This window comes from Streptomyces typhae (genome assembly GCF_009755605.1).
Lineage (GTDB): Bacteria > Actinomycetota > Actinomycetes > Streptomycetales > Streptomycetaceae > Streptomyces > Streptomyces typhae.
Genome location: NZ_WPNZ01000036.1, coordinates 1 through 22,154, shown reverse-complemented (window position 1 = coordinate 22,154; position 22,154 = coordinate 1). Strand labels below are relative to the sequence as shown.

At 71.9% G+C, this 22,154-nt stretch carries 18 protein-coding genes, 3 tRNA genes and 1 pseudogene; 9 read left to right on the top strand and 13 right to left on the bottom strand.

Translation table 11 applies throughout. The annotated features are described in order from the left end of the window. Window positions 1-16: 16 nt before the first annotated feature. Window positions 17-1,483 carry a sulfatase-like hydrolase/transferase gene (locus tag GPA10_RS39515; protein ID WP_157169634.1) on the top strand — a complete coding sequence of 489 codons (1,467 nt, stop codon included), beginning with the start codon at window positions 17-19 and terminating at the stop codon, window positions 1,481-1,483. A gap of 128 nt (window positions 1,484-1,611) precedes the next feature. Here GPA10_RS39515 and GPA10_RS39510 read toward each other — a convergent pair whose 3' ends face one another. From GPA10_RS39510 to purS, 8 genes are all read right to left on the bottom strand, one after another. After that, window positions 1,612-2,424, bottom strand: a complete 813-nt coding sequence (locus GPA10_RS39510; RefSeq protein WP_343041830.1) for an META domain-containing protein — start codon at window positions 2,422-2,424, stop codon at window positions 1,612-1,614. Window positions 2,425-2,518: 94 nt separating this feature from the next. After that, complete coding sequence (locus GPA10_RS39505) at window positions 2,519-3,328, bottom strand: maleylpyruvate isomerase family mycothiol-dependent enzyme (RefSeq protein ID WP_157169632.1); 810 nt, start codon at window positions 3,326-3,328, stop codon at window positions 2,519-2,521. 9 nt (window positions 3,329-3,337) lie between these two features. Next, entirely contained in the window at window positions 3,338-4,012 is a 675-nt protein-coding gene (locus GPA10_RS39500) for a TetR/AcrR family transcriptional regulator (RefSeq protein WP_157169631.1), read from the bottom strand. Window positions 4,013-4,062: 50 nt separating this feature from the next. Further along, entirely contained in the window at window positions 4,063-4,965 is a 903-nt protein-coding gene (locus GPA10_RS39495; RefSeq protein WP_343041829.1) for a peptidoglycan DD-metalloendopeptidase family protein, read from the bottom strand. A gap of 41 nt (window positions 4,966-5,006) precedes the next feature. Beyond that, window positions 5,007-5,522 (bottom strand): ArsR/SmtB family transcription factor, encoded by a 516-nt coding sequence (locus GPA10_RS39490; RefSeq protein WP_157169630.1) that lies wholly within the window; start codon window positions 5,520-5,522, stop codon window positions 5,007-5,009. Window positions 5,523-5,636: 114 nt separating this feature from the next. Then, complete coding sequence (purL, locus tag GPA10_RS39485; protein WP_157169629.1) at window positions 5,637-7,886, bottom strand: phosphoribosylformylglycinamidine synthase subunit PurL; 2,250 nt, start codon at window positions 7,884-7,886, stop codon at window positions 5,637-5,639. Continuing rightward, a complete protein-coding gene (gene purQ / locus GPA10_RS39480; protein ID WP_058849900.1) occupies window positions 7,883-8,566 on the bottom strand; it encodes a phosphoribosylformylglycinamidine synthase subunit PurQ in 684 nt (227 codons plus the stop codon). Before purQ ends, purL begins: the two co-directional genes overlap by 4 nt. Next, window positions 8,563-8,826, bottom strand: a complete 264-nt coding sequence (gene purS / locus GPA10_RS39475) for a phosphoribosylformylglycinamidine synthase subunit PurS (protein WP_030568185.1) — start codon at window positions 8,824-8,826, stop codon at window positions 8,563-8,565. The genes purQ and purS overlap by 4 nt, the downstream gene beginning before the upstream one ends. Window positions 8,827-9,234: 408 nt before the next feature. Here purS and GPA10_RS39470 point away from each other — a divergent pair, with 408 nt between their 5' ends. The 8 genes from GPA10_RS39470 to GPA10_RS39435 all read left to right on the top strand — a co-directional run bounded on the left by GPA10_RS39470 (window position 9,235) and on the right by GPA10_RS39435 (window position 14,136). Further along, entirely contained in the window at window positions 9,235-9,552 is a 318-nt protein-coding gene (locus tag GPA10_RS39470; RefSeq protein ID WP_058849901.1) for a histone-like nucleoid-structuring protein Lsr2, read from the top strand. Between the two features lie 123 nt (window positions 9,553-9,675). Then, window positions 9,676-9,747: transfer RNA gene (locus GPA10_RS39465), tRNA-Gly, on the top strand. 79 nt (window positions 9,748-9,826) lie between these two features. Then, a tRNA-Gly gene (locus GPA10_RS39460) sits at window positions 9,827-9,902 on the top strand. Window positions 9,903-10,071: 169 nt separating this feature from the next. Beyond that, the gene (locus GPA10_RS39455) at window positions 10,072-11,061 is read left to right on the top strand and encodes an ABC transporter ATP-binding protein (RefSeq protein ID WP_157169627.1); all 990 of its coding nucleotides are present in this window, start codon (window positions 10,072-10,074) and stop codon (window positions 11,059-11,061) included. Window positions 11,062-11,102: 41 nt separating this feature from the next. Next, window positions 11,103-11,933, top strand: coding sequence for an ABC transporter permease (locus GPA10_RS39450; RefSeq protein WP_157169657.1), 831 nt, complete (start codon window positions 11,103-11,105; stop codon window positions 11,931-11,933). A gap of 77 nt (window positions 11,934-12,010) precedes the next feature. Then, entirely contained in the window at window positions 12,011-13,429 is a 1,419-nt protein-coding gene (locus tag GPA10_RS39445; RefSeq protein WP_343041828.1) for a sensor histidine kinase, read from the top strand. After that, window positions 13,426-14,037, top strand: a complete 612-nt coding sequence (locus GPA10_RS39440; RefSeq protein WP_058849903.1) for a response regulator transcription factor — start codon at window positions 13,426-13,428, stop codon at window positions 14,035-14,037. Before GPA10_RS39445 ends, GPA10_RS39440 begins: the two co-directional genes overlap by 4 nt. A 23-nt stretch (window positions 14,038-14,060) precedes the next feature. Further along, window positions 14,061-14,136, top strand: a tRNA-Gly gene (locus GPA10_RS39435). A 58-nt stretch (window positions 14,137-14,194) separates the two neighbouring features. On the opposite strand, the gene GPA10_RS39430 is transcribed toward GPA10_RS39435, so the two are convergent. The 5 genes and pseudogenes from GPA10_RS39430 to GPA10_RS39410 all read right to left on the bottom strand — a co-directional run. After that, the gene (locus GPA10_RS39430; RefSeq protein WP_058849904.1) at window positions 14,195-15,112 is read right to left on the bottom strand and encodes a phosphoribosylaminoimidazolesuccinocarboxamide synthase; all 918 of its coding nucleotides are present in this window, start codon (window positions 15,110-15,112) and stop codon (window positions 14,195-14,197) included. Window positions 15,113-15,244: 132 nt separating this feature from the next. Then, window positions 15,245-16,774, bottom strand: a complete 1,530-nt coding sequence (locus GPA10_RS39425) for a N,N-dimethylformamidase beta subunit family domain-containing protein (protein ID WP_157169626.1) — start codon at window positions 16,772-16,774, stop codon at window positions 15,245-15,247. A 575-nt stretch (window positions 16,775-17,349) separates the two neighbouring features. Then, entirely contained in the window at window positions 17,350-19,290 is a 1,941-nt protein-coding gene (locus tag GPA10_RS39420) for a hypothetical protein (RefSeq protein ID WP_157169653.1), read from the bottom strand. 661 nt (window positions 19,291-19,951) lie between these two features. Further along, a complete protein-coding gene (gene purD / locus GPA10_RS39415; protein WP_343041827.1) occupies window positions 19,952-21,217 on the bottom strand; it encodes a phosphoribosylamine--glycine ligase in 1,266 nt (421 codons plus the stop codon). A 177-nt stretch (window positions 21,218-21,394) separates the two neighbouring features. Further along, window positions 21,395-22,154 (bottom strand): annotated as a pseudogene (locus tag GPA10_RS39410) (DNA polymerase III subunit gamma and tau); the annotation flags it as partial.

Genomic DNA, 22,154 nt, shown 5'->3' with positions numbered 1-22,154 from the left:
GTGAGGCTCCTGGGTCATGCAGCCTCATGAACAGTCACGGTCCTTCCGGTTGTCCCGGCGGTCCTTCGCCGGCGGGGTGGCGGGTGTCGCCGCTGCCGCCGGGGTCGGCGCCACCACCGGCGCGGAAGCCGCCGAAGCGGCGGACGTCGCCGGAGCCGCCGAAAACGCCGAGCGGCCCTTCGCCGCCGCGCGCGGGCGGCACTCGAGGCGGCCCAACATCCTGTTCATCCTGGGTGACGACCTCGGCTGGGCCGATCTGTCCTCGTACGGTTCCCCGCACATCAAGACCCCGCACCTGGACCGCCTGGCCCGGCAGGGCGTCCGCTTCACCCAGGCCTACTCCGGGTCCGCGACCTGCTCACCCACCCGTTTCAGCCTCTACACCGGGCGCTTCCCGGGCCGGACCAAGGGCGGGCTCGCCGAGCCGATAGCCGACAAGTCGGCCGGCCTGGAGCCGACGCACCCCACCCTCGCCTCGCTCCTGCGCGGCGCCGGGTACGCGACCGCGCTCATCGGCAAGTGGCACTGCGGCTTCCTGCCGGACTACTCGCCCACCAAGTCCGGCTGGGACGAGTTCTTCGGGAACTTCGGCGGCGCCCTGGAGTACTACTCCAAGCTCGGCGGCGGAGGTGAGTACGACCTCTACCGGGGCAATGTCCGCGAGGGCGACGCCACGTACAAGGACCTGCGGTACTACACCCGCGTCCTGACCGAGCGCGCGAGCGAGTACGTCGGCCGCGACCACGACCGGCCGTGGCTGCTCAACCTCAACTTCACCACCCCGCACTGGCCCTGGATCGCCGACGGCGACACGGAGACGTCCGCCGAGATCGTGCGGCGGATCAAGGCCGGGGACAAGAGCGCCCTGTGGCACCAGGACGGCGGGTCCCTCGCCAAGTACACCGAGATGGTGCAGGACCTGGACCGGTCGATCGGGCAGGTGCTCAGGGCGCTGCGGGAGTCCGGGCAGGAGCGGGACACGCTGGTGTTCTTCGCCTCCGACAACGGCGGTGAGCGCTTCTCGTACAACTGGCCGCTCTCGGGCAACAAGGGGTCGCTCCTCGAAGGCGGCATCCGGGTGCCGACCATCGTGCGCTGGCCCGCCCGCCTGGACGGCGGGCAGGTCAGCGACGAGCCCGTGTACACCCCGGACTGGACCGCCACCCTCCTGGAGCTCGCCGGGGCCCGGCCCGACCCCGCCCACCCGCTCGACGGCACCAGCCTCGCCGGACATCTGCTGCGCGGGCGGCCCGTCGGTGAGCGGGATCTGTTCTGGCGGGTGCGCGGGGAGCGCGCGCTGCGGCGCGGCGACTGGAAGTACTACCGCGGCAAGAGCGGGCGCGATCAGTTGTTCCACCTCGGGCGGGATCAGCGGGAGCAGGCGGATCTCGCCGGGCGCGAGGGTGCGCTGCTCGCGGAGCTGCGGGGGGCGTGGGAGCGGACCGCGGCTGAGCTTCTGCCCTATCCGGATCCGGTCGGCTGAGCTTCTGCCCTATCCGGATCCGGTCGGCTGAGCTTCTGCCCTATCCGGATCCGGTCGGCTGAGCCTCTGCCCTGTCCGGATATCCGGATCCGGTCGGCTGAGCCCGCACCCGGCCGTCCGTCGGCCGGTCAGGCGGGAGCCTGCGCCTTCACCACCGTCTTGCCGTCCGTCAGGGTCAGCGTGCGGTGGTCCACCGTGTACGAGGCCTTGCCCTCGAACAGCTTCAGGAGCGTGCGCTCCGTCGGCATCACGTCGCCGGGGCACATCTTCCGGGTCACCTTCGGCATGCCGAGGGCGATCTTGCCGTCCCTGGCGTCCGCGTCCGCGGTGACCGCGTTGCAGCCCAGGTTGCCGCGGACCGTGCCGTCCTTGCCGAAGGTCAGCTTGACCTTGTCGTCCAGGGCCTTCGGCAGGGAGGTCGCCGTGCCCTTGTCCCCGACCGAGGTGACGGTCCACTCGGTGCCCTTCAGCGGGGCGCCGGACTCGGCGCTCAGCGCGATGCGGTCGCCGCCGGTGGTGGTGAGCGTCAGGCTCTTGTCGTCCACCTCCGCCTTGAGCCTGCCGTCCATGGCGCGGGCCAGGCTCTTCTCGAAGTCCAGGGCGTCGCACGCCATCTCGGTGTGCGGGCCGGGCTCGAAGTGGACGGTGTCGCCCTCCACGGAGGCCTTGGCGCCGTATCCGTTGCAGCCGAAGTTGCCGCCGGTGCCGCCCTTGCCGCCGAACTTCACGTACGCGCCGCTGGGGGCCTGCTGTTTCTTGCCGTCGACCGTGAGGCTCTCGACGTTCCAGCGGACGCCGGTCAGGGCCGAGCCGGTGGTCCCCTTGCCGGAGCCGTCCTTGCCTGCGCCCGCCTTGTCGGAACCGCCGTCGCCGGAGCCGGACTCCGAGCCGCAGGCAGCGAGCAGCCCGGCTGCGGCGATGGCGGTGAGGGTCTGGGTCACGCGCTGCTTGTACATGTCATTGTGACGGGGGCCGCCCGGAAGCGGTTCCCTGTCCTCGCTCACGACATGATCGGGAGCAGTGCCGTGTCTTCGCTCACGACATGATCGGGAGCAGTGCCGTGAGATCCGCCCTCTCGCCGCTCGCGCTGACCCGCGCCGCCTCGCGCTCCGCCGCCCACGTCGTGCGGCCCGTCGCCAGCCTGATCCAGGTCAACGGGTCCGTCTCGACCACGTTCGGCGGGGTGCCGCGGGTGTGCCGGGGGCCCTGCACGCACTGGACGACCGCGTACGGCGGCACGCGGACCTCCACGGCGCCGCCCGGGGCCTTCGTGGCCAGGGCGTCCGCGAGCAGACGGGTGCAGGCGGCGAGCGCCTGACGGTCGTACGGGATATCGAGGTCCGGCAGCGCGGCGTTCAAGTCGTCGGTGTGGACGATCAGTTCCACGGTGCGCGTGACCATGAAGTCGGCGAGCGTCATGCCGCCGAAGCGGGAGGGGACGAGGCGGGTGCCCGGGGCCTCGGGGAGGGTGTCCGCGAGGCGGTCGAGGGCGTCCGCGAACAGGGCGTCCAGGGCGCCCGGGGGAGCTGTCCCGGTGGCGGTGAGGGCGTGGACGTCCTCGTCCACCTGGGCCGACGCGGACGAGGTGCGGAACGGCCAGTCCTGGAGCGGGACTTCGAGCTGCTCCGGCTCGGGGGAATCCAGGTAGCGGACCACGGAGCCGAGCACCATCGTGAGGTGGGCGACCAGTTCGCGTACGGTCCAGTCGCCCAGGCGGGTGGGCGCGGCCAGTTGCTCCGGGGTGAGGCCCGCGACCGCTTCGCGCACCATGGCGGACTGGGTGAGCACGGCTGTGCGGATCTTCGTCTGGTCGTAGCTGCGGGTGCGCTTCTTGGCCGGGGGCATGGGGGGAGCCTATGCCTTGACCGCGTAGCCGCTCAGGCCCTTTTCCACCAGGTCGAAGGCGTCCCGGGCGAGGGCCTCGGCGGTGGCGGCGACCTCGTCGAGCGGGGTGCCCGCCATGCGGCGGCGGTGCACCTCGGCGAAGACGGCGTTGCGGACGCCGATCAGCTGGGCGGCGGCGACCTCGGCGAGCACGGCGTCGCCGGTCTCCTCGGCGAGGGCGGTGGCGAGGAGCTGCTGGCTGCGGTGGTGGAAGGCGTGGGCGCGGTGCAGGAGCACCGGGGTCTCGGTGATCAGACGCAGGACCTGGAGGGTGCGGGGGCTGTCGCCGAGGCCCACGGAGGGGTCCCTGGCCTCGATCAGGTCGAGGAGCCGGCGGCGGAGGGCGTCGGCGGCGGATTCGCCGGAGGCGCGGGCGCGGATGGCGTCGGCGGCGTCGGAGACGTGCTCCTCCATCGGGGCGAGGAGCACGTCGTCCTTCGTGCCGAAGTAGTTGAAGACGGTCATCTTGGAGACGTCCGCGGCTGCCGCGATCTCGGCCACGGACACCTTGTCGTAGCCGCGTTCGACGAAGAGGTCCACTGCGGCGTGCCAGATCCGGGAGGCGGTCTGCTGCTTCTTGCGCTCCCGGAGGCCGGGCGCGCGGACTGACGACTCGTCCGCCGATGCGGGTCTCCGTGCTGGCATGTCCGGACTATACCAGGATGAAATATTGACCTAGAACACCTTTTGGTGCCTTATCGCCGTTGTTCCTGCGCTGCCTCCACCGGGCCTGTCGCCTCCAGGGGCGGCGCCGTGAAGGTCTCCCTGTTGGCGGGCACCCCGATGCCGCGCCAGCGGAAGGGCACCCCCTTGGCCGTGTCCAGGTCGGGGCCGTCCATCAACTGGAAGTGGACGTGCGGTTCGGTGGAGTTCCCGGAGTTCCCGCAGTGGGCGATCACCTGGCCGGGGTGCACACGGTCCCCGACCCGTACGGCGAGCGAACCACGTTTGACGTGCGCGTACATGGCGTATGTCTCGTCCCCGATGTCGAGGACGACGCTGTTGCCCACCACCCGGCGAGCCGGAGCCAGGCCTCGCACCGTGCCCTCGACGAGGAAGAAGTAGAGCAGCCCGAGCAGCGAGTTGCGGCTGAAGTGGTCCCGCTGGCCGTCCTCCGCGTGCACCACGGTCGCCTCGCCGACGGCGAGAAGCGGCGCCCCGAAGGAAGGGAACGCCCGAGGCCGACGAGCGATCGGCCACAGCCAGGCGAAGCCCGGCCGCGCCCCCTTCCCGGGCTCCGCCCCCTCCCCGGGCTCCGCCCCCTCCCCGGGCTCCGCTCCCTCGGCCGTGACGTCGATGGCGTACGTCTGCGCCAGGCCGTGGGTGCCGTGGCTCGGCACCTTGTCCGCCGGGCTGTTGAGCGCCGACCACCGCCCCGTCACCGGCGCCTCCACCTCGACCGCAGCGCGCGGGGCGGTCGCGATCTGCTGTCGCGCCGCCTTCCCGGGCAGCAGGCCGAGGGCCACGGCCGCCACGAAGGGGAGCCAGCCCAGCCAGTAGTCGTACGGCATATCCACGAAGATCCCGGCGATCGCCTGCACGAGGAAGACCAGCCACAGGACACGGCTGAGTACGGCGGCCAGTTTGCGTATGGACACGGTTGTTCCCCCTGGTGGTGGTGTGGGTGGTGCGGGCGGCCTCAGGCCGGGCGCGCCGCGGCCAGGACCACGAAGAGCGGCACCACCCGGCCCGGCGGTACCTCGTACCGGCCGCGCGCCGTCGTGTGCAGCCAGCCCGTACCGGTCAGATGGCGCAGGTGGTGGTAGATCTGTCCGGTCGTGCCGACCTCGTCGAGCGCGGCAAGCTCCGCCGCGGTCCTGCGGCCACCGAGGATCTCGCGCAGCAGCCGCAGCCGTACGGGATGGCCGAGCGCGGCGAAGGAGTCGGCGGCCTCGGACCAGTCGCCGCCCAGGAGCGCCTCGGTGAACTGGCCGGTCTGCCACTCGTACCGCTCCCCCGTCGGCAGCCGCACCGCACCCGTGTACAGCACGCCGCCGTCGGCCGCCTCGTGCTGCGCGAGCTGCTTCTTCAAGCCCTCCAGGGCCCAGAAGTCGCTCGCGCCCGGGTCGGGCGCGGCCTCGTCACGGACACGGTCGGCACCCTCCAGCGCCGCCATGCGCCGCTCCAGCTCGGCCACCCGCTCTTCCAGCTCCATGATCCCAGATTACGTAATTACGTAACTACAGACAAGGGAGTGGTCGGTCGGGGAACGACGTAGCCCCCGTCCGGACCAGGTCCGGGCGGGGGCTACGTCTCTTGGGATCGCGTCCTAGGCGAAAAGCCCCGGGATCGTCTCCGCGTGCGCAGCGCGCAGCTCGTCGAGCGACAGCGTGAACTGACCCTGCACCTCGACCGCCGTGCCGTCCACCACACCGATCCGCGTGACCGGCAGGCCCCGCGCACCGCACATGTCGGTGAAGCGCAGCTCCTCGCTGCGGGGCACGGAGACCACCGCGCGGCCCGCCGACTCGGAGAGGAGGAAGGTGAAGGCGTCCAGGCCGTCCGGGACCACCAGGCGGGCGCCGGTGTTCCCGCGCAGGCAGGACTCGACCACCGCCTGGACGAGGCCGCCGTCCGACAGGTCGTGGGCGGCGTCGATCATGCCGTCCCGGGACGCGGAGATGAGGATCTCCGCGAGGAGGCGCTCACGCTCCAGGTCCACCTTGGGCGGCAGGCCGCCGAGGTGGTCGTGCACGACCTGGGACCAGGCCGAGCCGCCGAACTCCGCGCGCGTCTCGCCGAGCAGGTAGAGGAGCTGGCCCTCTTCCTTGAACGCGATCGGCGTGCGGCGCGTGACGTCGTCGATGACGCCGAGCACGGCCACGACCGGCGTCGGGTGGATCGCCGTCTCGCCGGTCTGGTTGTAGAGCGACACGTTTCCGCCGGTCACCGGGGTGCCGAGTTGGAGGCAGCCGTCCGCGAGGCCACGCGTGGCCTCCGCGAACTGCCACATCACGTCCGGGTCCTCCGGCGAACCGAAGTTCAGGCAGTTGGAGATCGCGAGCGGCTTGGCGCCGGACGCCGCGACGTTGCGGTACGACTCCGCGAGGGCGAGCTGCGCGCCCGCGTACGGGTCCAGCTTCGCGTACCGGCCGTTGCCGTCCGTCGCCATCGCCACACCCAGGTTGGACTCCTCGTCCACCCGGACCATGCCCGCGTCCTCGGGCTGCGCGAGGATCGTGTTGCCCTGCACGAAGCGGTCGTACTGGTCGGTGATCCACGCCTTGGAGGCCTGGTTCGGGGAGGCGACCAGCTTGAGGATCTGCTCCTTCAGCTCCGTCGCGTCCGCCGGGCGTGCCAGCTTGTTCGCGTCGTCGGCCTGGAGCGCGTCCTGCCAGGACGGGCGCTCGTAGGGGCGGTGGTAGACCGGGCCCTCGTGCGCCACCGTGCGCGGCGGCACGTCCACGATCTGCTCGCCGTGCCAGAAGATCTCCAGGCGCTCGCCCTCCGTCACCTCACCGATGACGGTCGCGATGACGTCCCACTTCTCGCAGATCTCCATGAAGCGGTCGACCTTGTCCGGCTCGACGACCGCGCACATGCGCTCCTGCGACTCGCTCATGAGGATCTCCTCGGGCGAGAGCGAGGAGTCGCGCAGGGGGACGGTGTCCAGGTCCACGCGCATACCGCCGGAACCGGCCGAGGCCAGCTCGCTCGTGGCGCAGGACAGGCCCGCGCCGCCGAGGTCCTGGATGCCCGCGACCAGCTTCTCGCGGAAGATCTCCAGGGTGCACTCGATGAGGAGCTTCTCCTGGAACGGGTCGCCGACCTGGACCGCCGGGCGCTTGGCCGGTCCGGTCGACTCGAAGGTCTCGGAGGCGAGCACCGAGACGCCGCCGATGCCGTCGCCGCCCGTGCGGGCCCCGTACAGGATGACCTTGTTGCCGGTGCCGGACGCCTTGGCGAGGTGGATGTCCTCGTGCTTCATGACGCCGATGCAGCCCGCGTTGACCAGCGGGTTGCCCTGGTAGCAGGGATCGAAGACGACCTCGCCGCCGATGTTCGGCAGGCCCAGGCAGTTGCCGTAGCCGCCGATGCCCGCGACCACGCCCGGAAGGACCCGCTTGGTGTCGGGGTGGTCGGCGGCGCCGAAGCGCAGCGGGTCCACGACCGCGACCGGGCGCGCGCCCATCGCGAGGATGTCGCGCACGATGCCGCCGACACCGGTCGCCGCGCCCTGGTAGGGCTCGATGTAGCTGGGGTGGTTGTGCGACTCGACCTTGAAGGTGACCGCGTAGCCCTGGCCGACGTCGACGACGCCCGCGTTCTCGCCGATGCCGACGAGCATCGCGTCGTTCTCGGGGACCTTCTCGCCGAACTGCTTCAGGTGCACCTTGCTGCTCTTGTACGAGCAGTGCTCGGACCACATGACCGAGTACATGGCGAGTTCGGCACCGGTCGGGCGGCGGCCGAGGATCTCGCGGATGCGCTCGTACTCGTCCGGCTTCAGGCCGAGGTCCGCCCAGGGCTGGCCGGCCTCGGGGGTCTGCTCGGCGTGCTTGACGGTGTCCAGGGTCATCGTGCGCCCACCAGGTTCTTCAGGATCGAGGTGAAGAAGCCGAGGCCGTCCGTGCGGCCCGTGCCGACCAGGGGCTCCACGGCGTGCTCGGGGTGCGGCATCAGGCCCACCACGTTCCCGGCCTCGTTCGTGATGCCGGCGATGTCGCGCAGCGAGCCGTTCGGGTTCACGTCCAGGTAGCGGAAGGCGACCCGGCCCTCGGCCTCCAGCAGGTCGAGGGTGCGCTCGTCGGCGACGTACCGCCCGTCGATGTTCTTCAGCGGGATCGAGATCTCCTGGCCGGCCTCGTAATCGGCCGTCCAGGCAGTCGAGTTGGTCTCCACCCGCAGCTTCTGGTCACGGCAGATGAAGTGCAGGTGGTTGTTGCGCAGCATCGCGCCGGGCAGCAGGTGCGTCTCGGTCAGGACCTGGAAGCCGTTGCAGATGCCGAGAACCGGCATTCCCGCCTTGGCCTGCTCGATGACCGACTCCATCACCGGCGAAAAGCGGGAGATGGCACCAGCGCGCAGATAGTCGCCGTAGGAGAAACCACCCGGCAGGACCACCGCGTCGACCTGCTTCAGGTCCTTGTCGCGGTGCCACAGCGGCACGGCCTCGGCACCCGCGACACGGACGGCGCGCTGCGTGTCCCTGTCGTCGAGCGTTCCCGGAAAAGTGACGACTCCGATTCGAGCAGTCACTTCGCCTCCACCGCGGGCTCTTCGACCTTTACTACGAAGTCCTCGATCACGGTGTTGGCGAGGAAGGTTTCCGCCAACTCGTGGATACGGGCGAGCGCGGCGTCGTCCACCGGCCCGTCCACCTCGAGTTCGAAGCGCTTTCCCTGACGTACGTCGGAGATCCCCTGGAATCCGAGGCGCGGCAGTGCACGCTGCACCGCCTGCCCCTGGGGGTCGAGGATCTCCGGCTTGAGCATGACGTCGACTACGACGCGTGCCACTGGCACTCCCGGTGTGTGGTGCTGAGCAGGTTCCTTCAGACTACCCGCACAAAAATTCTACTCGCGTAGATTCGTGGGAACATACGTGATCGCAGTCACTTTCCGGCTGTCGGCACGGCGTCGGACAGGACACGTGCGCGAAAAATCCTGGAAAAGATCACAGCTCGGCATTGCGCCCGCCGCCCCGCCGCACCCACCCTGCTGGAGAAGTGACCGGAAGAGCCGTATTCTCCCGGACACGCCACCGGAACACGCGGTGGGTTTTCCATCGCCCCATCATTCAATGCCAGGCACTGTACAAAGGAATTGGCAATAGCCGATACTTTGTCCCATAACTGCCGGACAGTCGGCATCACCGGACGTCGTCGCACGTCAATGCGGTGGGGTCGCACGAAAGGACCGATATTCGTGGCGCAGCGTGTCGTGGTCACTCTCCATGACGACATGGACGGCTCAGAAGCGGCGGAAACGGTCGCGTTCGGTCTTGACGGGAAGTCGTACGAGATCGACCTCAACCAATCCAATGCCGAGAAACTCCGCAAGGTGCTCGCCCCCTACCTGGAGGCAGCCCGCAAGCAGTCGAAGTCCGGCAAGGTCTACCGGCACACCGCGGTGACACCGGACCCCGCCGCCGTGCGCGCCTGGGCCCGCTCGCACCAGCTCGACGTGCCGCCGCGCGGCCGGATCCCGAAGAAGGTGTACGAGGCGTTCGAGGCCGCCAACTGACCGTTCCGAGGAACCTCGGCGGGGGTGCTCGGGCAACCGACTTGCGCAGCACCCCCGCTGGTCAGCTAGAGTCTGGAGCACGCCGAGGGGCAAGGCCGAAAGGCCCGGACCCCGAGGAGTCGTGCGGGTGTAGTTCAGTAGTAGAACATCCCCCTTCCAGGGGGAAGGCGCAGTGTGCAATTCCTGTCACCCGCTCCGCACCGCTCACCGACCACCCATCCGGGTGCGGTAAGCTGGTGCCCGCGCCGATCAGTGAGAGCTGGTCGGAGGCAATGCGAACGTAGCTCAGTTGGTAGAGCGCAACCTTGCCAAGGTTGAGGTCGCGAGTTCGAACCTCGTCGTTCGCTCCACAGAGAGAACCCCGCTGTCATCAACAGCGGGGTTCTCTGCTGTTGCTGACAGCGGGGTTGCCGACAGCGGGGTTCGCTGCCGCTGCCGCGCAGGCACACTGACATTTGTCATGTGCGGTGATGACACCGTGCACTGCCGGGGCCTTTGGCAGCGGGTGAGCCTTGAGTCATGACTGATCAAGTGATCGACGTGACCGACCTGCGACGCAGCTACACCGGCGGCTTCGAGGCGGTCCGGGGGACCTCCTTCACCGTGGGCCGCGGCGAACTCTTCGCCCTGCTCGGCACGAACGGCGCGGGCAAGACGTCCACCCTCGAAGTCCTCGAAGGCCTCGCCCGGCCCACCGGCGGCACCGTGCGCGTCCTCGGGCACGACCCGTACCGGGAGCGCGCCGCGGTCCGGCCCCGGATCGGCGTGATGCTCCAGGAAGGCGGCTTCCCCTCCGAGCTGACCGTCGACGAGACCGCGCGCATGTGGGCGGGGTGCACCAGCGGCGCCCGGCCCGTCGCCGACGTGCTCCGGTCCGTCGGTCTCGGCGGGCGCGGCGGCGTCCGCGTCAAACAGCTCTCCGGTGGCGAGAAGCGGCGCCTTGACCTCGCGATGGCCCTCCTCGGCGACCCCGAGGTGCTGTTCCTCGACGAACCCACCACCGGCCTCGACGCCGAAGGCCGCCGCGAGACCTGGGACTTGGTGCGCGCCCTGCGCGACCAGGGCACCACGGTGCTGCTCACCACCCACTACCTCGAAGAGGCCGAGCAGCTCGCCGACCGCCTCGCCATCCTGCACGAAGGCCGGATCGCCGCCACCGGTGACGTCGCCGGCGTCGTCGCCTCCCAGCCGTCCCGGATCTCCTTCGAACTGCCCGACGGATACTTCCCCGGCGACCTGCCGCCCCTCGCCAAGATCGGCGTCACCGGGCACGACGTGCAGGGCCGCACCGTGCGGCTGCGCACCACCGAACTCCAGCGCGCCGCGACCGCGCTGCTCACCTGGGCGCAGCACACGGGCGTCGAGCTGCGCGGCCTCGACGTGCGCGCCGCCTCCCTGGAGGAGGCGTTCCTCCAGATCGCCAAGGAGGCGACGCGGAACGACCCGCGCGCCGAGCCGGCCCGCGCCGGCAGCCGCCCGGTGACGAACGAGAAGGAGAGCGTGCGATGAACCCCACCACCGACACGAACACCGGCTCCACCGCCACCAACATGGCAGGCTCCACCGTCACCGACACGGCAGGCCGACACGCCTCCGGGCCCACCGGCACCGCCGCCCTGACCACCCCCGCAGGCCGCCTCCTCGCCCTGGCACGGGCGGAGCTGACCCTCCTCGGCCGCGCGAAGGGCACTCTGTTCGCGGCGCTCTTCGTGCCCCTCGTGGTGCCCTTCACGATGAAGTCGGCCGTCAAGAACATGGACCTCGACGGCACCGGCCTGTCCATCGGCTCGGTCCTGCTGCCGTCCGCGGTCGCCTTCTCGCTCCTGTTCGCCGTGTACTCGGCGCTGGTCAGCGTGTACGCGGCCCGGCGCGAGGAACTCGTGCTCAAGCGCCTGCGCACCGGCGAGGTGCGGGACGTGGAGATCCTCGCGGGCGCCGCGCTGCCGTCCGTCGCCATCGGGCTCGTCCAGTCCCTCGTCCTGATGGGCATGTGCGCCGCCCTGCTCGACGTGGGCGCGCCCGGCGCCGCGCACTACGTGGTCCTGGGGCTCGTCCTCGGGCTTGTGATGTTCCCGCTGCTCGCGGCCGTCACCTCGATCGTCAGCCGCAGCGTGGAGAGCGCCCAGGTCATGGTGATGCCGCTGCTCTTCGCGTCGATGCTCGGGTCCGGCGTGGTCCTGCCGCTGGAGGTCATGCCCGACAAGCTGGCCTCCGTCTGCGAACTCCTGCCGCTGTCTCCGGTGATCGCGCTGATCCGCGGCGGCTGGACCGGGGAGCTCGGCGCGGGCGAGGGCCTGCGCGCCGTCCTGATCGCGGTGGCCTGGATCGCCCTGGGCGTGTTTGCTGTGAAGAGGTGGTTCCGCTGGGAGCCGCGGCGCTGACCGCCGCGTCGGCCGGGGACGCGCGATCGGCCGGAGACGTGCACGGGGACCGGCAGGGACGGAGGAGTCGCACAGTGGTGGGCCGGATCGGGAAGCTGCGGAGCGACTGGCGCGGCCTGCGGAAGATCGAGCAGGTCGAGCTCCAGAGCATGATCATGTGGCACACCATGCCGTGGATCTTCCTCGTCAGCTGGTGCGTCCTGCCGGTGGGCCTGAGCCTCAGGCATGAGGCCTCCGTGCAGCTCGTCGGCTGGTCGATGATCGTGGTCGCCGCCCTGCAGTGTGCGCAGGTCAACCGCATGCTGCGGCGGTCGCTCGACCACTATCTGGGGCAGGCGGAGTACCCGCGCCGCGGCCTTGCCGCCCTGCTCGGCCTGACCCTCGTCGTACTCGCTCTCGCCCTGCTGCTCCAGCGCCTCGACGGTGTCGAGGAGGGCGCCGCGATCAATCTGGCCGCGCTGTTCCTGATCAGCCCGTACGCCCAGATCCTCGCCTTCCTCGTACCGGTGCCGAGCTTCTGCCGGCGCCTCGGCCTGGTGACCGTCCTGCTGGTGGCGGGCGCCGTCGCCGTCGGCCAGCGCGGTGGACAGTTGGTCGGCCTGGTCCTGCTCGTCGCCATGGGCAGCGTGATCTCACTCCTGGCCTCCCGGTGCGGAGCCTGGAGCCTGGCCGTGATGTGGGAGGCCGAACGGGCCCGCGAGACCGAGGGACGGCTCGCCGTCGCCGAGGAACGGCTGCGCTTCGGCCGCGACCTGCACGACGTCATGGGCCGCAACCTCGCCGTCATCGCCCTCAAGAGCGAACTCGCCGTGCAGCTCGCCCGGCGCGGGCGGCCCGAGGCGGAGGACCAGATGGTCGAGGTCCAGCGGATCGCACGGGAGACCCAGCGGGAGATACGGGACGTCGTCCGCGGCTACCGCGAAGCGGAACTCGGCGCCGAACTCGCCGGGGCCCAGGGCGTCCTGGAGGCCGCGGGCATCGCCTGCCGGGTGACCGGCACCTCCGCGGGGCTGCCCACGGCCGTACAGGCCGCGCTCGGCTGGGTCGTGCGCGAGGGCACCACCAATGTGCTGCGGCACGGCAACGCGCAGCACTGCACCATCACGGTATCGGCGACGGAAGGACGTACGGAGTTGACCATCGAGAACGACGGAGTGCCCGAGGCGGGCCCTGTCACGGGCAGCCCCGGAGGCCCCGGAGGCCCCGCAGGAACCGGCGGCACCGGGCTCAACGGCCTGCGCGAACGTCTCACCACCGTGGGCGGCACCCTGGAGCACACCTCGGCGGAGGGCCGCTTCCGGCTCACCGCGCGGGTGCCGCTGCCCGGGGGCTCCGGTGGCGCGGGGGCCGGGGCGGCCGGTGGCGCGGGGGCCGGGGCGGCAGACACGGCTGATGCAGCCGGTGCAGCCGGTGCAGCCGGTGCAGCCGGTGCAGCCGGTGCAGCCGGTGCAGCCGACGGTACGGGTGGTGTGCGGGTTTCGGGGGGCGCCTCGTGACCGCTGTCCGTGTGCTGCTCGCCGACGACGAGCATCTGATCCGCGGCGCCCTCGCCGCGCTCCTCGCCCTGGAGGACGACCTCGTGGTCGTCGCCGAGGCCGCCTCCGGGCCCGAGGCCCTCGCCATGGCGCGCGCCCACCGCCCCGATGTCGCCGTCCTCGACCTGGAGATGCCGGGCGCCGACGGTGTGAGTGTCGCCACATCCCTGCGCGGTGAACTCCCCGACTGCCGCACCATGATCGTGACCAGTCACGGCCGTCCGGGACACCTCAAGCGGGCACTCGAAGCCGGTGTGCGGGGATTCGTCCCCAAGACCGTCAGCGCCCAGCGGCTCGCCGAGATCATCCGTACGGTGCACGCGGGAAACCGCTACGTGGACCAGGAATTGGCCGCCGACGCCATCTCCGCGGGCGACTCCCCGCTGACCGCCCGCGAAGCCGAAGTCCTCGAACTCGCCGCCGACGGCGCACCCGTGTCGGAGATCGCGGAGCGGGCCGCACTGTCCCAGGGAACCGTCCGCAACTACCTCTCGTCGGCCGTCAACAAGATCGGTGCGGAGAACCGGCATGCGGCAGTGCGTCTCGCGCGCGAGCGAGGTTGGGTATAGTGGCTCTCGCGCTTCGGCGCAGCGCGGACGTAGCTCAGTTGGTAGAGCGCAACCTTGCCAAGGTTGAGGTCGCCAGTTCGAACCTGGTCGTCCGCTCCATGAAAAGCCCCCCGGTTCCCCGGACCGGGGGGCTTTGTCGTGTGCGAGTGTCGCTTCGCTAGGCCCAGGACAAGCCCGTCAGGCGCTCGTACGCCTCGATGTACTTGGCGCGCGTCGCCGTCACGACCTCCGCGGGCAGCGGCGGGGGCGGCAGCTCGCCCTTGCGGTCCCAGCCGGACTCCGGCGACGTCAGCCAGTCCCGTACGTACTGCTTGTCGAACGACGGCTGCGCGCGGCCCGGCTCCCAGACGTCCGCGGGCCAGAAGCGGGACGAGTCCGGCGTGAGCACCTCGTCCCCGAGCACCAGGACCGGCTCCTCGCCCGCGCCGGGCCGGGTGTGGCCGAACTCGAACTTGGTGTCCGCCAGGATCACCCCGCGCTCCCGCGCGACGTCCCGGGCCCGGGAGTAGACGGCGAGCGTCGTCTGCCGCAGCCGCGCCGCCGTCTCCGCGCCGACCTGCCGGGCGACCTCCTCGTACGTCACGTTCTCGTCGTGCTCGCCGACCTCCGCCTTCGTGGCCGGGGTGAAGATCGGCGCGGGCAGTTCGGAGCCGTCGACCAGTCCCTCGGGCAGGGCGAGTCCGCAGACCGTACGGGTCTGCTCGTACTCGACGAGGCCCGAACCCGTCAGATAGCCGCGGGCCACGCACTCCACCGGCACCATCGCGAGGGACTGGCAGACGAGCGTGCGGCCCTCCCAGTCGGCGGGCGCGCCCGGCGGCAGCTCCGTCGAGATGACATGGTTGGGGACCAGGTCGGCGAGCTGGTCGAACCACCACAGCGACAGCTGGGTCAGGACCCGCCCCTTGTCGGGGATCTCCGTCGGCAGCACCCAGTCGTACGCGGACATGCGGTCACTGGCGACCATCACGAGGTCGCCCGCCTCGTTCTGGTACAGCTCGCGCACCTTGCCGGTGTGCAGATGCACCAGACCCGGAACCTGGATCGGCTCGGGCTTTTCGACGAATCCGGACACGGTTCCTCCCCGTGGTTCTGTCCAATGGCCTCGATTGTCCCGTACTCGGGGGACAGTTTTGGCCAGGGGTTGTCCCAGCCGGTTGTCCCAGCGGTCGGCACGGCGTTCTTCGTCCGCCGACTCGCTCGTTCCTCAGTCCCGCTTGCAGATGCGGTCCAGGAGGTTGGCCGTCGCCCGCTGCACCCGGGCGTCCACATGCCCGGGGCGGTCGAGCGCGGGGGACCAGGCGAAGGTGCCGGAGGCGAAGACCAGGGCTCCGGAAGGGGCGCGGTACAGCGACGTCTCCTGGTGGCGTGCTGTGCCCTCGCCGTCCTCGTACGCGGAGTGCGCGAGCAGGATGCGGTCCCGGTGCTCCGGGAGCGCGGTGCGCGGGAAGTAGCGGTCGGCCTCGCCCGCGACCAGGCCGTCGATCTCGTCGCCCTCGTGGGCGCCGGTCGCCTCCCACAGCCAGTGGTCGGCGTTGCGGACGATCAGCGGGTGCGGTTCCGGGACCCGGCCCGCGTACTGGATGCCGATCAACTGCTGCTCGGGGACGTCGATTTCACGCCACAGGGCCGCCTTGCCGGGGCCCCGGCGTTTTCGGCACGTCAGCAGGCGGTCCGGGACGCCGGAGGGCGACGGGCCGAGATCCACCTGCCAGTACATGGTGTTCGCCGAGAGGAAGACCAGCGACGTGCCGTGCTCGCGCGCGTCCTCCGTGGTGCGGCGCATCGCCGCCGACCAGTACTCGTCGTGGCCGGGGAACACCAGGCCGCGGTACCGCGTCGGGTCGATGCGGCCCGCGTGCAGGTCGCGGGTGTCGGCGTACGCCAGGTCGTAGCCGTACCGCTCGGCCCAGCGGATGAAGTCGTAGGCGTGGCCCACGTGCAGGGGCAGGCCCGCGCCCGCGTAGGGGCGGTCGAAGGAGACCGTGGTGGCCGCCTCGCTCTCGCCGAGCAGGCCGCCATGCTCGTCCCACGCGTGGTACAGGCTCGCGCCCGTGCGGCCGTCCTCCGGATAGAGGTTGTACGCCTGCCACGTGATGTCCGGCAGCACCACGAGCAGGTCCGCCGTGGGCGCGCCGAGGGCGCCCGTGCCGGGGTGCACGCTGTCCCTGACCGTGAACGGGACGTGGGAGCGGTAGCCGTCGGTGGTCGTGAGGACGGCCACGTACGCGCCGATGTTCCAGTACGACGGGATCTGCAGGCGCCAGGACAGCCACCAGTGGTGGCACGAGACCGTGCGGTCGGCCGTCAGCGGGGGCGGTTGCACAATGCCCGACAGGCGCGGGCTGGTGGTGATCTTGCGGGCGCCGTCGCCGCTGTAGTGGCCGATGCGGTAGATGTCGACGCTGAACTGCTGGGGCGGGTCGACCGTGATGTGGAAGTCGATCGCCTCGCCCGGCGCGGCCGCTCCCGTGCCCGTGAACCCCTTGATCTGACGGCGTACGTCGTCGGCCGTGCGGGGGCCGCCCGCGGCGCGCGGGGCGGGGACCGGCCTCGGCGTCGGTCCGGTGGCTCCCGGGGCCGGGGCGTGGTCGACGTACCAGGGGACGACCTGGCCGGTGTCGTCGAAGTAGTGCTCGGCGCCGCGGAGCCAGGGCAGCGGGCCCTGGCCGAACGGATCGGTCACGGCGTGGGCGAGGGCGCCCGACTCCCAGCGGCGGATCGGCTCCGGTCCCATGCGTGTGTCCCCTCCCTCGCTCCCCCGAGCCTGGTCGACGCCGGACGCCGCTGCTTCTGTGCTGTTCTGCGTCCTCGCGTCGTCGCGTGGCGCGGCGGCCGCTTCCGACACCGCCGCACTGCTCGGCACCTTCGGCGCGGCCCTGTCAGCTACCGGTCCCAGCACATCACATTACGCACGCGTGCCGTCACCGTTCGTCGTGAATTGACGTGAGTGGAAGGTGGCGGTTCCGGGGTGGGGGAGGTCCCGTCAGCGGCTGGGGGCCAGGTCCGGGGTGGGGGGCCTCGGACGGTTCGGGCGGTTCGGGCGGTTCAGGCCGTCCAGGGGTGGTGGGGAGTTCTGGGGTGACGCGGGGCGCGCGGGCTCCCCCCACCCCCGCCTCTGTGGACAACTGGTCCGCCGGGGGCGGAACGGGTGGGCACAGCCGACCTGCCGGGCAACCGTGAGGTGGGCGGAAGGGCGCTCCGCAAGCCAGGCGGCGCCCCCTTAGCCAGACGGCGCCCCCAGCCAGGCGTCGCCCCCCAGGCCAGGCGTGTCCCCCAAGCCAGGTGGCGCTCAGACCAGCCGGACGGCGCTCAGACCAGCCGGACGGGCTTCTCAGGGCGGACGCCCAGGTCGGAGAGCCAGGCGCGGAGGGGCTCGGGGTCGCCGTCCTCGACCAGGGTGAGAACGCGCGGCGAGAGATCGGCCGCACGCTCCCCGTGTATCAGGAGCGACGGCCCGTCCAGCCAGTCGAGTCCGGGCGCCGCCCCCGCCGTGTCGACGGCAGCGCAGCACACCATCGCCGTGACGTGGTCGGCCAGCAACTCCCTGCCGGACCTCGGCGGTTGCAGCGGGAACAACGGCAGCGCCCCGTCGTCCCAGAGCGCGTCGTCGGGCCCCTGCCCGGCCGGCGCGCACCGCGGCGGCGCAGCGGCCTCCTCCCGGGCCAGCTCGGCACTCAGCCCGGCGGCCAGCGTCCCGCCACGCCCCTCGGCCCCGGAGGGCTCGTCCTGGTCCCCGGCGTCCTCGGGGGCGGCATCGACGACGGCCGCGCCGGACGCCGCTGCCGCCTCCGGGTCCGGGTCCGGGTCCGGGTCCGGGTCCGGGTCCGTCAGATGGTCGAGCACCCGGCCCAGCGTCGGCCCCTCGGGATCCGCCCCCGCCGTCCCGGCGGCAGGCCCGACCCCGAGCGAATCGAGCACCCGGTGCAACCGCGCCGCGTCGGCCCGCCACTTCCGGTCGACGACCTCGTCCGGATACTCCTGCCAGGCCACCGGCGCCCAGTCGGGTCCGGGCTCCGCGGGCCCTCCGTGGAACAGCCGCGCGGCGAGCAGCGAAGCCGCCTCGTCCACCATCCCCGGCTCCTCAAGGAGGTCGCACGCGGGCCGCTCCCCGAGCCGGGAGGCGAAGCCCTCGGCGAGGCGGTCCCTGCGGGAGAGTTCGGTGAGGGCGGACACCACGCCCGCGTCGAGCCGCGACGGCCAGCGCCCCATCCGCCAGGCGGGCAGCGCCACCCGGGTCAGCAGCCGGTCCCAGCCCGCGTACGCGAGACCGACCTGCTCCTGGGCGACGATCCGCACGCCGTAGTCCACGGTCTGGGCGCGTTCGGACGCCGCCGCGGCGACCCCGCGCTCCATCTCCGCCGCATGCACCCGGCAACTGCGCAGCAGCAGCCGTGCCACCCTGCCGACGCCTCCCAGGACGGGACGCGCCAGCGGACCGCGCCCCGGCGCCGACGAGACGGCCACCGCCGCGTCGAGCCCGCGGACAAAGCGGCGGGCCGCAGCTATGTCCGGGTGCGCCGACGGGCCCGTACCGGCGACCACCGGCGCGAGGACCGCCCGCAGCTCGCCCACCCGCATCCACCACAGGAACGGCGAGCCGATCACCAGGACCGGCGCGGCAGGGGTCCGGCGCTGCGGCCCGACCGCACCTCGTACAGCCGTCGTCGCCCCGCTGGAACCGGGGCCGGAACCGGAACGGACGCCGGAAGTCGGAGTCGAAGTCGAAGAAGTGGTAGTCGAAGGGGAACCAGAAGGGCCGGAAGGGCCGGAACTGTCCCGTCCGGTGCGGTCCGAAGCCGTCGCCGGCTCGCTGCCGTCCGTCGCCGCGCCGTTCGCCGCCGCGCCGTGCGCCCGGTGCGTGCGGTCCTCCAGCCAGCTGTCGCAGTCCGGCGTGAGCGCTATGGCCGAGGGCGCGGGCACTTCCAGGCGGTCCGCCAGGTCTCGTACCAGTCGGTACAGGTCGGGGGCGGACGCCTCCGTGATCGGGATCGTCGGGCTCATGGCCGGTCTGGCCCGCGCGACGACCAGCGCGACGACTCCCGCGCCGAGCAGGACGAGGACCGCGAGCACCGTGACGGTCCAGCGCACGGCGGTCCAGCCACCGCCCTCTATGTGCCCCATGCCTGCGGCGGCGATCAGCACGACGGCGCCGGCCGCGGGCAGCAGGGCGACGGCCAGCGCTCTGCTGCGGATGCGCAGCACGGCGAGGGCCCGGGAGCGCGCTGCCTGCGCGCCCGCCTCCACACCCATCCCTGACACGACCTGAGTCACCCCCTGCTGCCTACAGCTCGGCCGGCGACCGGAGCCGACGGCGCACGTCGATGGCGTTGCACACTCCCCCACTGTGGCACCCGTCACCGACATCGCAATGCCGGTGGGCTGTTTGGCTCTGGGTGCCGGAATGCCTGCGCCGAACCCTAGTTGGGGTGCCGGGCACCGTCAGCCGGATGGCGGAGCGGTCACTCGATGGAATGGCTTTGGGTAAAGCTGGCCCAAGGGGTGGAGGGGCCGAGATGCGGGGTGGTACGGGGTCGACGTCGACGTCGGCCGCCCCGGATCAGCGCCGATCGGGGGCGGCTGCGGCTGTCGTACGGCCGTCGTACGGGCGGCGTAGGGCGGGCGTACGGCACGCGCGCACACCTTCGTACGGGTACGCGGTGGGGACATCGTCGGTGCCGGGTCGTTCGGCGGGCACGGACGCGCCGGGGCCGCGGGACGCGGATGCCCCGGAGCCGCGATACGCCCCGGGGACACGGATGCCCCGGAGCTGCGGTATGCCCCGGGGACACGGATGCCCCGGAGCCGCGGTATACCCCGGGGGCGTTCACGTTCCCGGGGACACGAACGTCCCGGATACACGGACGCCCGAGACGCGCCCCCCGGGGTGTGGCGGAGCGGTCCGCTCCGGTGCTCAGGCCTGCGCGCCCTCGTCCGTCGCCGCCTTCTCCGCGATGTCCGTACGGTACTGCGAGCCGTCCAGACGGATGCGGGACACGGCCGCGTACGCGCGCTCGCGCGCCTGCGCGAGGTCGGTGCCGGTCGCCGTCACGGAGAGCACCCGTCCGCCCGCGCTGACCACGGCGTCGCCTTCGCGCCTGGTACCGGCATGCAGGACGTACGCGTGCGGGGCGTCCTCGGCCGCGATGTCCGCGAGGCCCTCGACGGGGTCGCCGGTGCGCGGCGTACCGGGGTAGTTGTGCGAGGCGACGACGACCGTGACGGCCGCCTCGTCGCTCCAGCGCAGCGGCGGCAGGTCCGCGAGCGTGCCGCTCGCCGACGCCATGAGGAGCCCGCCGAGCGGGGTCTCGAGGCGGGCGAGGACGACCTGGGTCTCGGGGTCGCCGAAGCGGGCGTTGAACTCGATGACCCGTACGCCGCGGCTGGTGATCGCCAGGCCCGCGTAGAGGAGGCCCGAGAACGGGGTGCCGCGGCGGCGGAGTTCGTCGACGGTGGGCTGGAGGACGGTGGCCATGACCTCGTCGACCAGCTTGGGGTCCGCCCACGGGAGCGGCGAGTAGGCGCCCATGCCGCCGGTGTTGGGGCCTTCGTCGCCGTCGAGGGCGCGCTTGAAGTCCTGGGCGGGGCGCAGCGGTACGACGGTCTCTCCGTCGGTGACGGCGAAGAGGGAGACCTCGGGGCCGTCGAGGAACTCCTCGATGACGACGCGTCCGCAGGCGAGCGCGTGGGCGCGGGCCTGCTCGACGTCGTCGGTCACGACGACGCCCTTGCCCGCGGCCAGGCCGTCGTCCTTGACCACGTACGGAGCGCCGAAGGCGTCGAGGGCCTCGTCGATCTCCGCGGGCGTGGTGCAGACGTAGGAGCGGGCGGTGGGCACGCCGGCGCCCGCCATCACGTCCTTGGCGAAGGCCTTGGAGCCCTCCAGCCGCGCCGCTTCCTTGGAGGGGCCGAAGCAGGGGATGCCCGCCGCGCGCACGGCGTCGGCGACTCCGGCGACGAGCGGCGCCTCCGGCCCCACGACGACGAGCTCCGCACCGAGCCCCGTGGCGAGCGCGGCCACGGCGGCGCCGTCCAGGGCGTCCACCTGGTGCAGCTCCGCCACGTCCGCGATGCCGGCGTTGCCGGGGGCGCAGTGCAGGGCGGTGACCGCGGGGTCGAGGGACAAGGAGCGGCACAGGGCGTGTTCGCGGGCACCGCTGCCGATGACGAGGACCTTCACGGGGTCAGCCTAGCCCGGCGGGCGGGGTGGGTTTGTTCGGGTGTCCGAGGTGGGGGTTGCGGGGGTGTTGTGGCTTCCTCCAGGCCCCGGGTCCCTAACCCGTGGCTCCTACAGGTCCCGGGTCCCGGGTCCCTTACGCGTGGCTCCTATTCGTTCGCGTACTCCTCGACTGCTCGTTTACTCGTTCGTGTACTCCTCGACGACCGTCGCGCCCAGTTCCCGGACGATCAGGTCGTGGCCGGACAGGGCCGAGTCGACGAGGTCCGGGTCGTCGTCCGCCGGGATGTCGTCCTCCGGAGACACGTGCTCCGGGGCGGACCAGGACTGGCCGCCCTGGGAGGACGAGGAGGACTGGGACGCGGCCGCCCCGGACGAGGAGTAAGTCGAGTACGAAGAACCGGCAGAACCGGCAGAACCGGCAGACCCCGCAGACCCCGAGGAACCCGAAGGAGCCGAAGAGGCCGCGGGAGCCGAGGAGGCCGAAAGGGACGAGGAGCCGTGCTGCTGGGCGGGCGGCGGGCCCTGCTGGTCCCGCTGCGGCTGGTACGACGACGGCGGCTGGGCGGGCGTCTGCTGAGGCGCGGGCTGCTGGGGCGCGGGGCGGGGGGCCGCCGGAGCGCCGCCGCCGAACCCGCTCGCGGCGGGCGGCGGCGCGGCGCCGCCGGAGGGGTCGACGATCGCCTCGACCTTCCACTGCACCCCGAACTGCTCCGTCAGGGCCTGCCGCAGCACGTCCTCGCTGCCGCTGGACGCGAAGTTGTCCCGGGCACCGGCGTTCACGAAGCCGAGCTGGAGCGTGGTCCCGTCGAAGCCCGCCACCTGGGCGTTCTGGCTCAGCAGGATCCAGGTGAAGCGGCGGCGGTTCTTCACCGCCTCCAGGATGTTCGGCCAGAGGGAGCGGGGGTCCGGGCCACCGCCGGTGTACGGAGCGGCGGGG

What these genes read in the sequence shown, in the direction of transcription:
- GPA10_RS39515 (WP_157169634.1), top strand. Translation starts at nt 17, where the DNA reads ATGCAGCCTCATGAACAGTCACGGTCCTTCCGGTTGTCCCGGCGGTCC.
- GPA10_RS39505 (WP_157169632.1), bottom strand. Translation starts at nt 3,328, where the DNA reads ATGCCCCCGGCCAAGAAGCGCACCCGCAGCTACGACCAGACGAAGATC.
- GPA10_RS39500 (WP_157169631.1), bottom strand. Translation starts at nt 4,012, where the DNA reads ATGCCAGCACGGAGACCCGCATCGGCGGACGAGTCGTCAGTCCGCGCG.
- GPA10_RS39490 (WP_157169630.1), bottom strand. Translation starts at nt 5,522, where the DNA reads ATGGAGCTGGAAGAGCGGGTGGCCGAGCTGGAGCGGCGCATGGCGGCG.
- purL (WP_157169629.1), bottom strand. Translation starts at nt 7,886, where the DNA reads ATGACCCTGGACACCGTCAAGCACGCCGAGCAGACCCCCGAGGCCGGC.
- GPA10_RS39455 (WP_157169627.1), top strand. Translation starts at nt 10,072, where the DNA reads ATGACTGATCAAGTGATCGACGTGACCGACCTGCGACGCAGCTACACC.
- GPA10_RS39450 (WP_157169657.1), top strand. Translation starts at nt 11,103, where the DNA reads ATGGCAGGCTCCACCGTCACCGACACGGCAGGCCGACACGCCTCCGGG.
- GPA10_RS39425 (WP_157169626.1), bottom strand. Translation starts at nt 16,774, where the DNA reads ATGGGACCGGAGCCGATCCGCCGCTGGGAGTCGGGCGCCCTCGCCCAC.
- GPA10_RS39420 (WP_157169653.1), bottom strand. Translation starts at nt 19,290, where the DNA reads ATGGGTGTGGAGGCGGGCGCGCAGGCAGCGCGCTCCCGGGCCCTCGCC.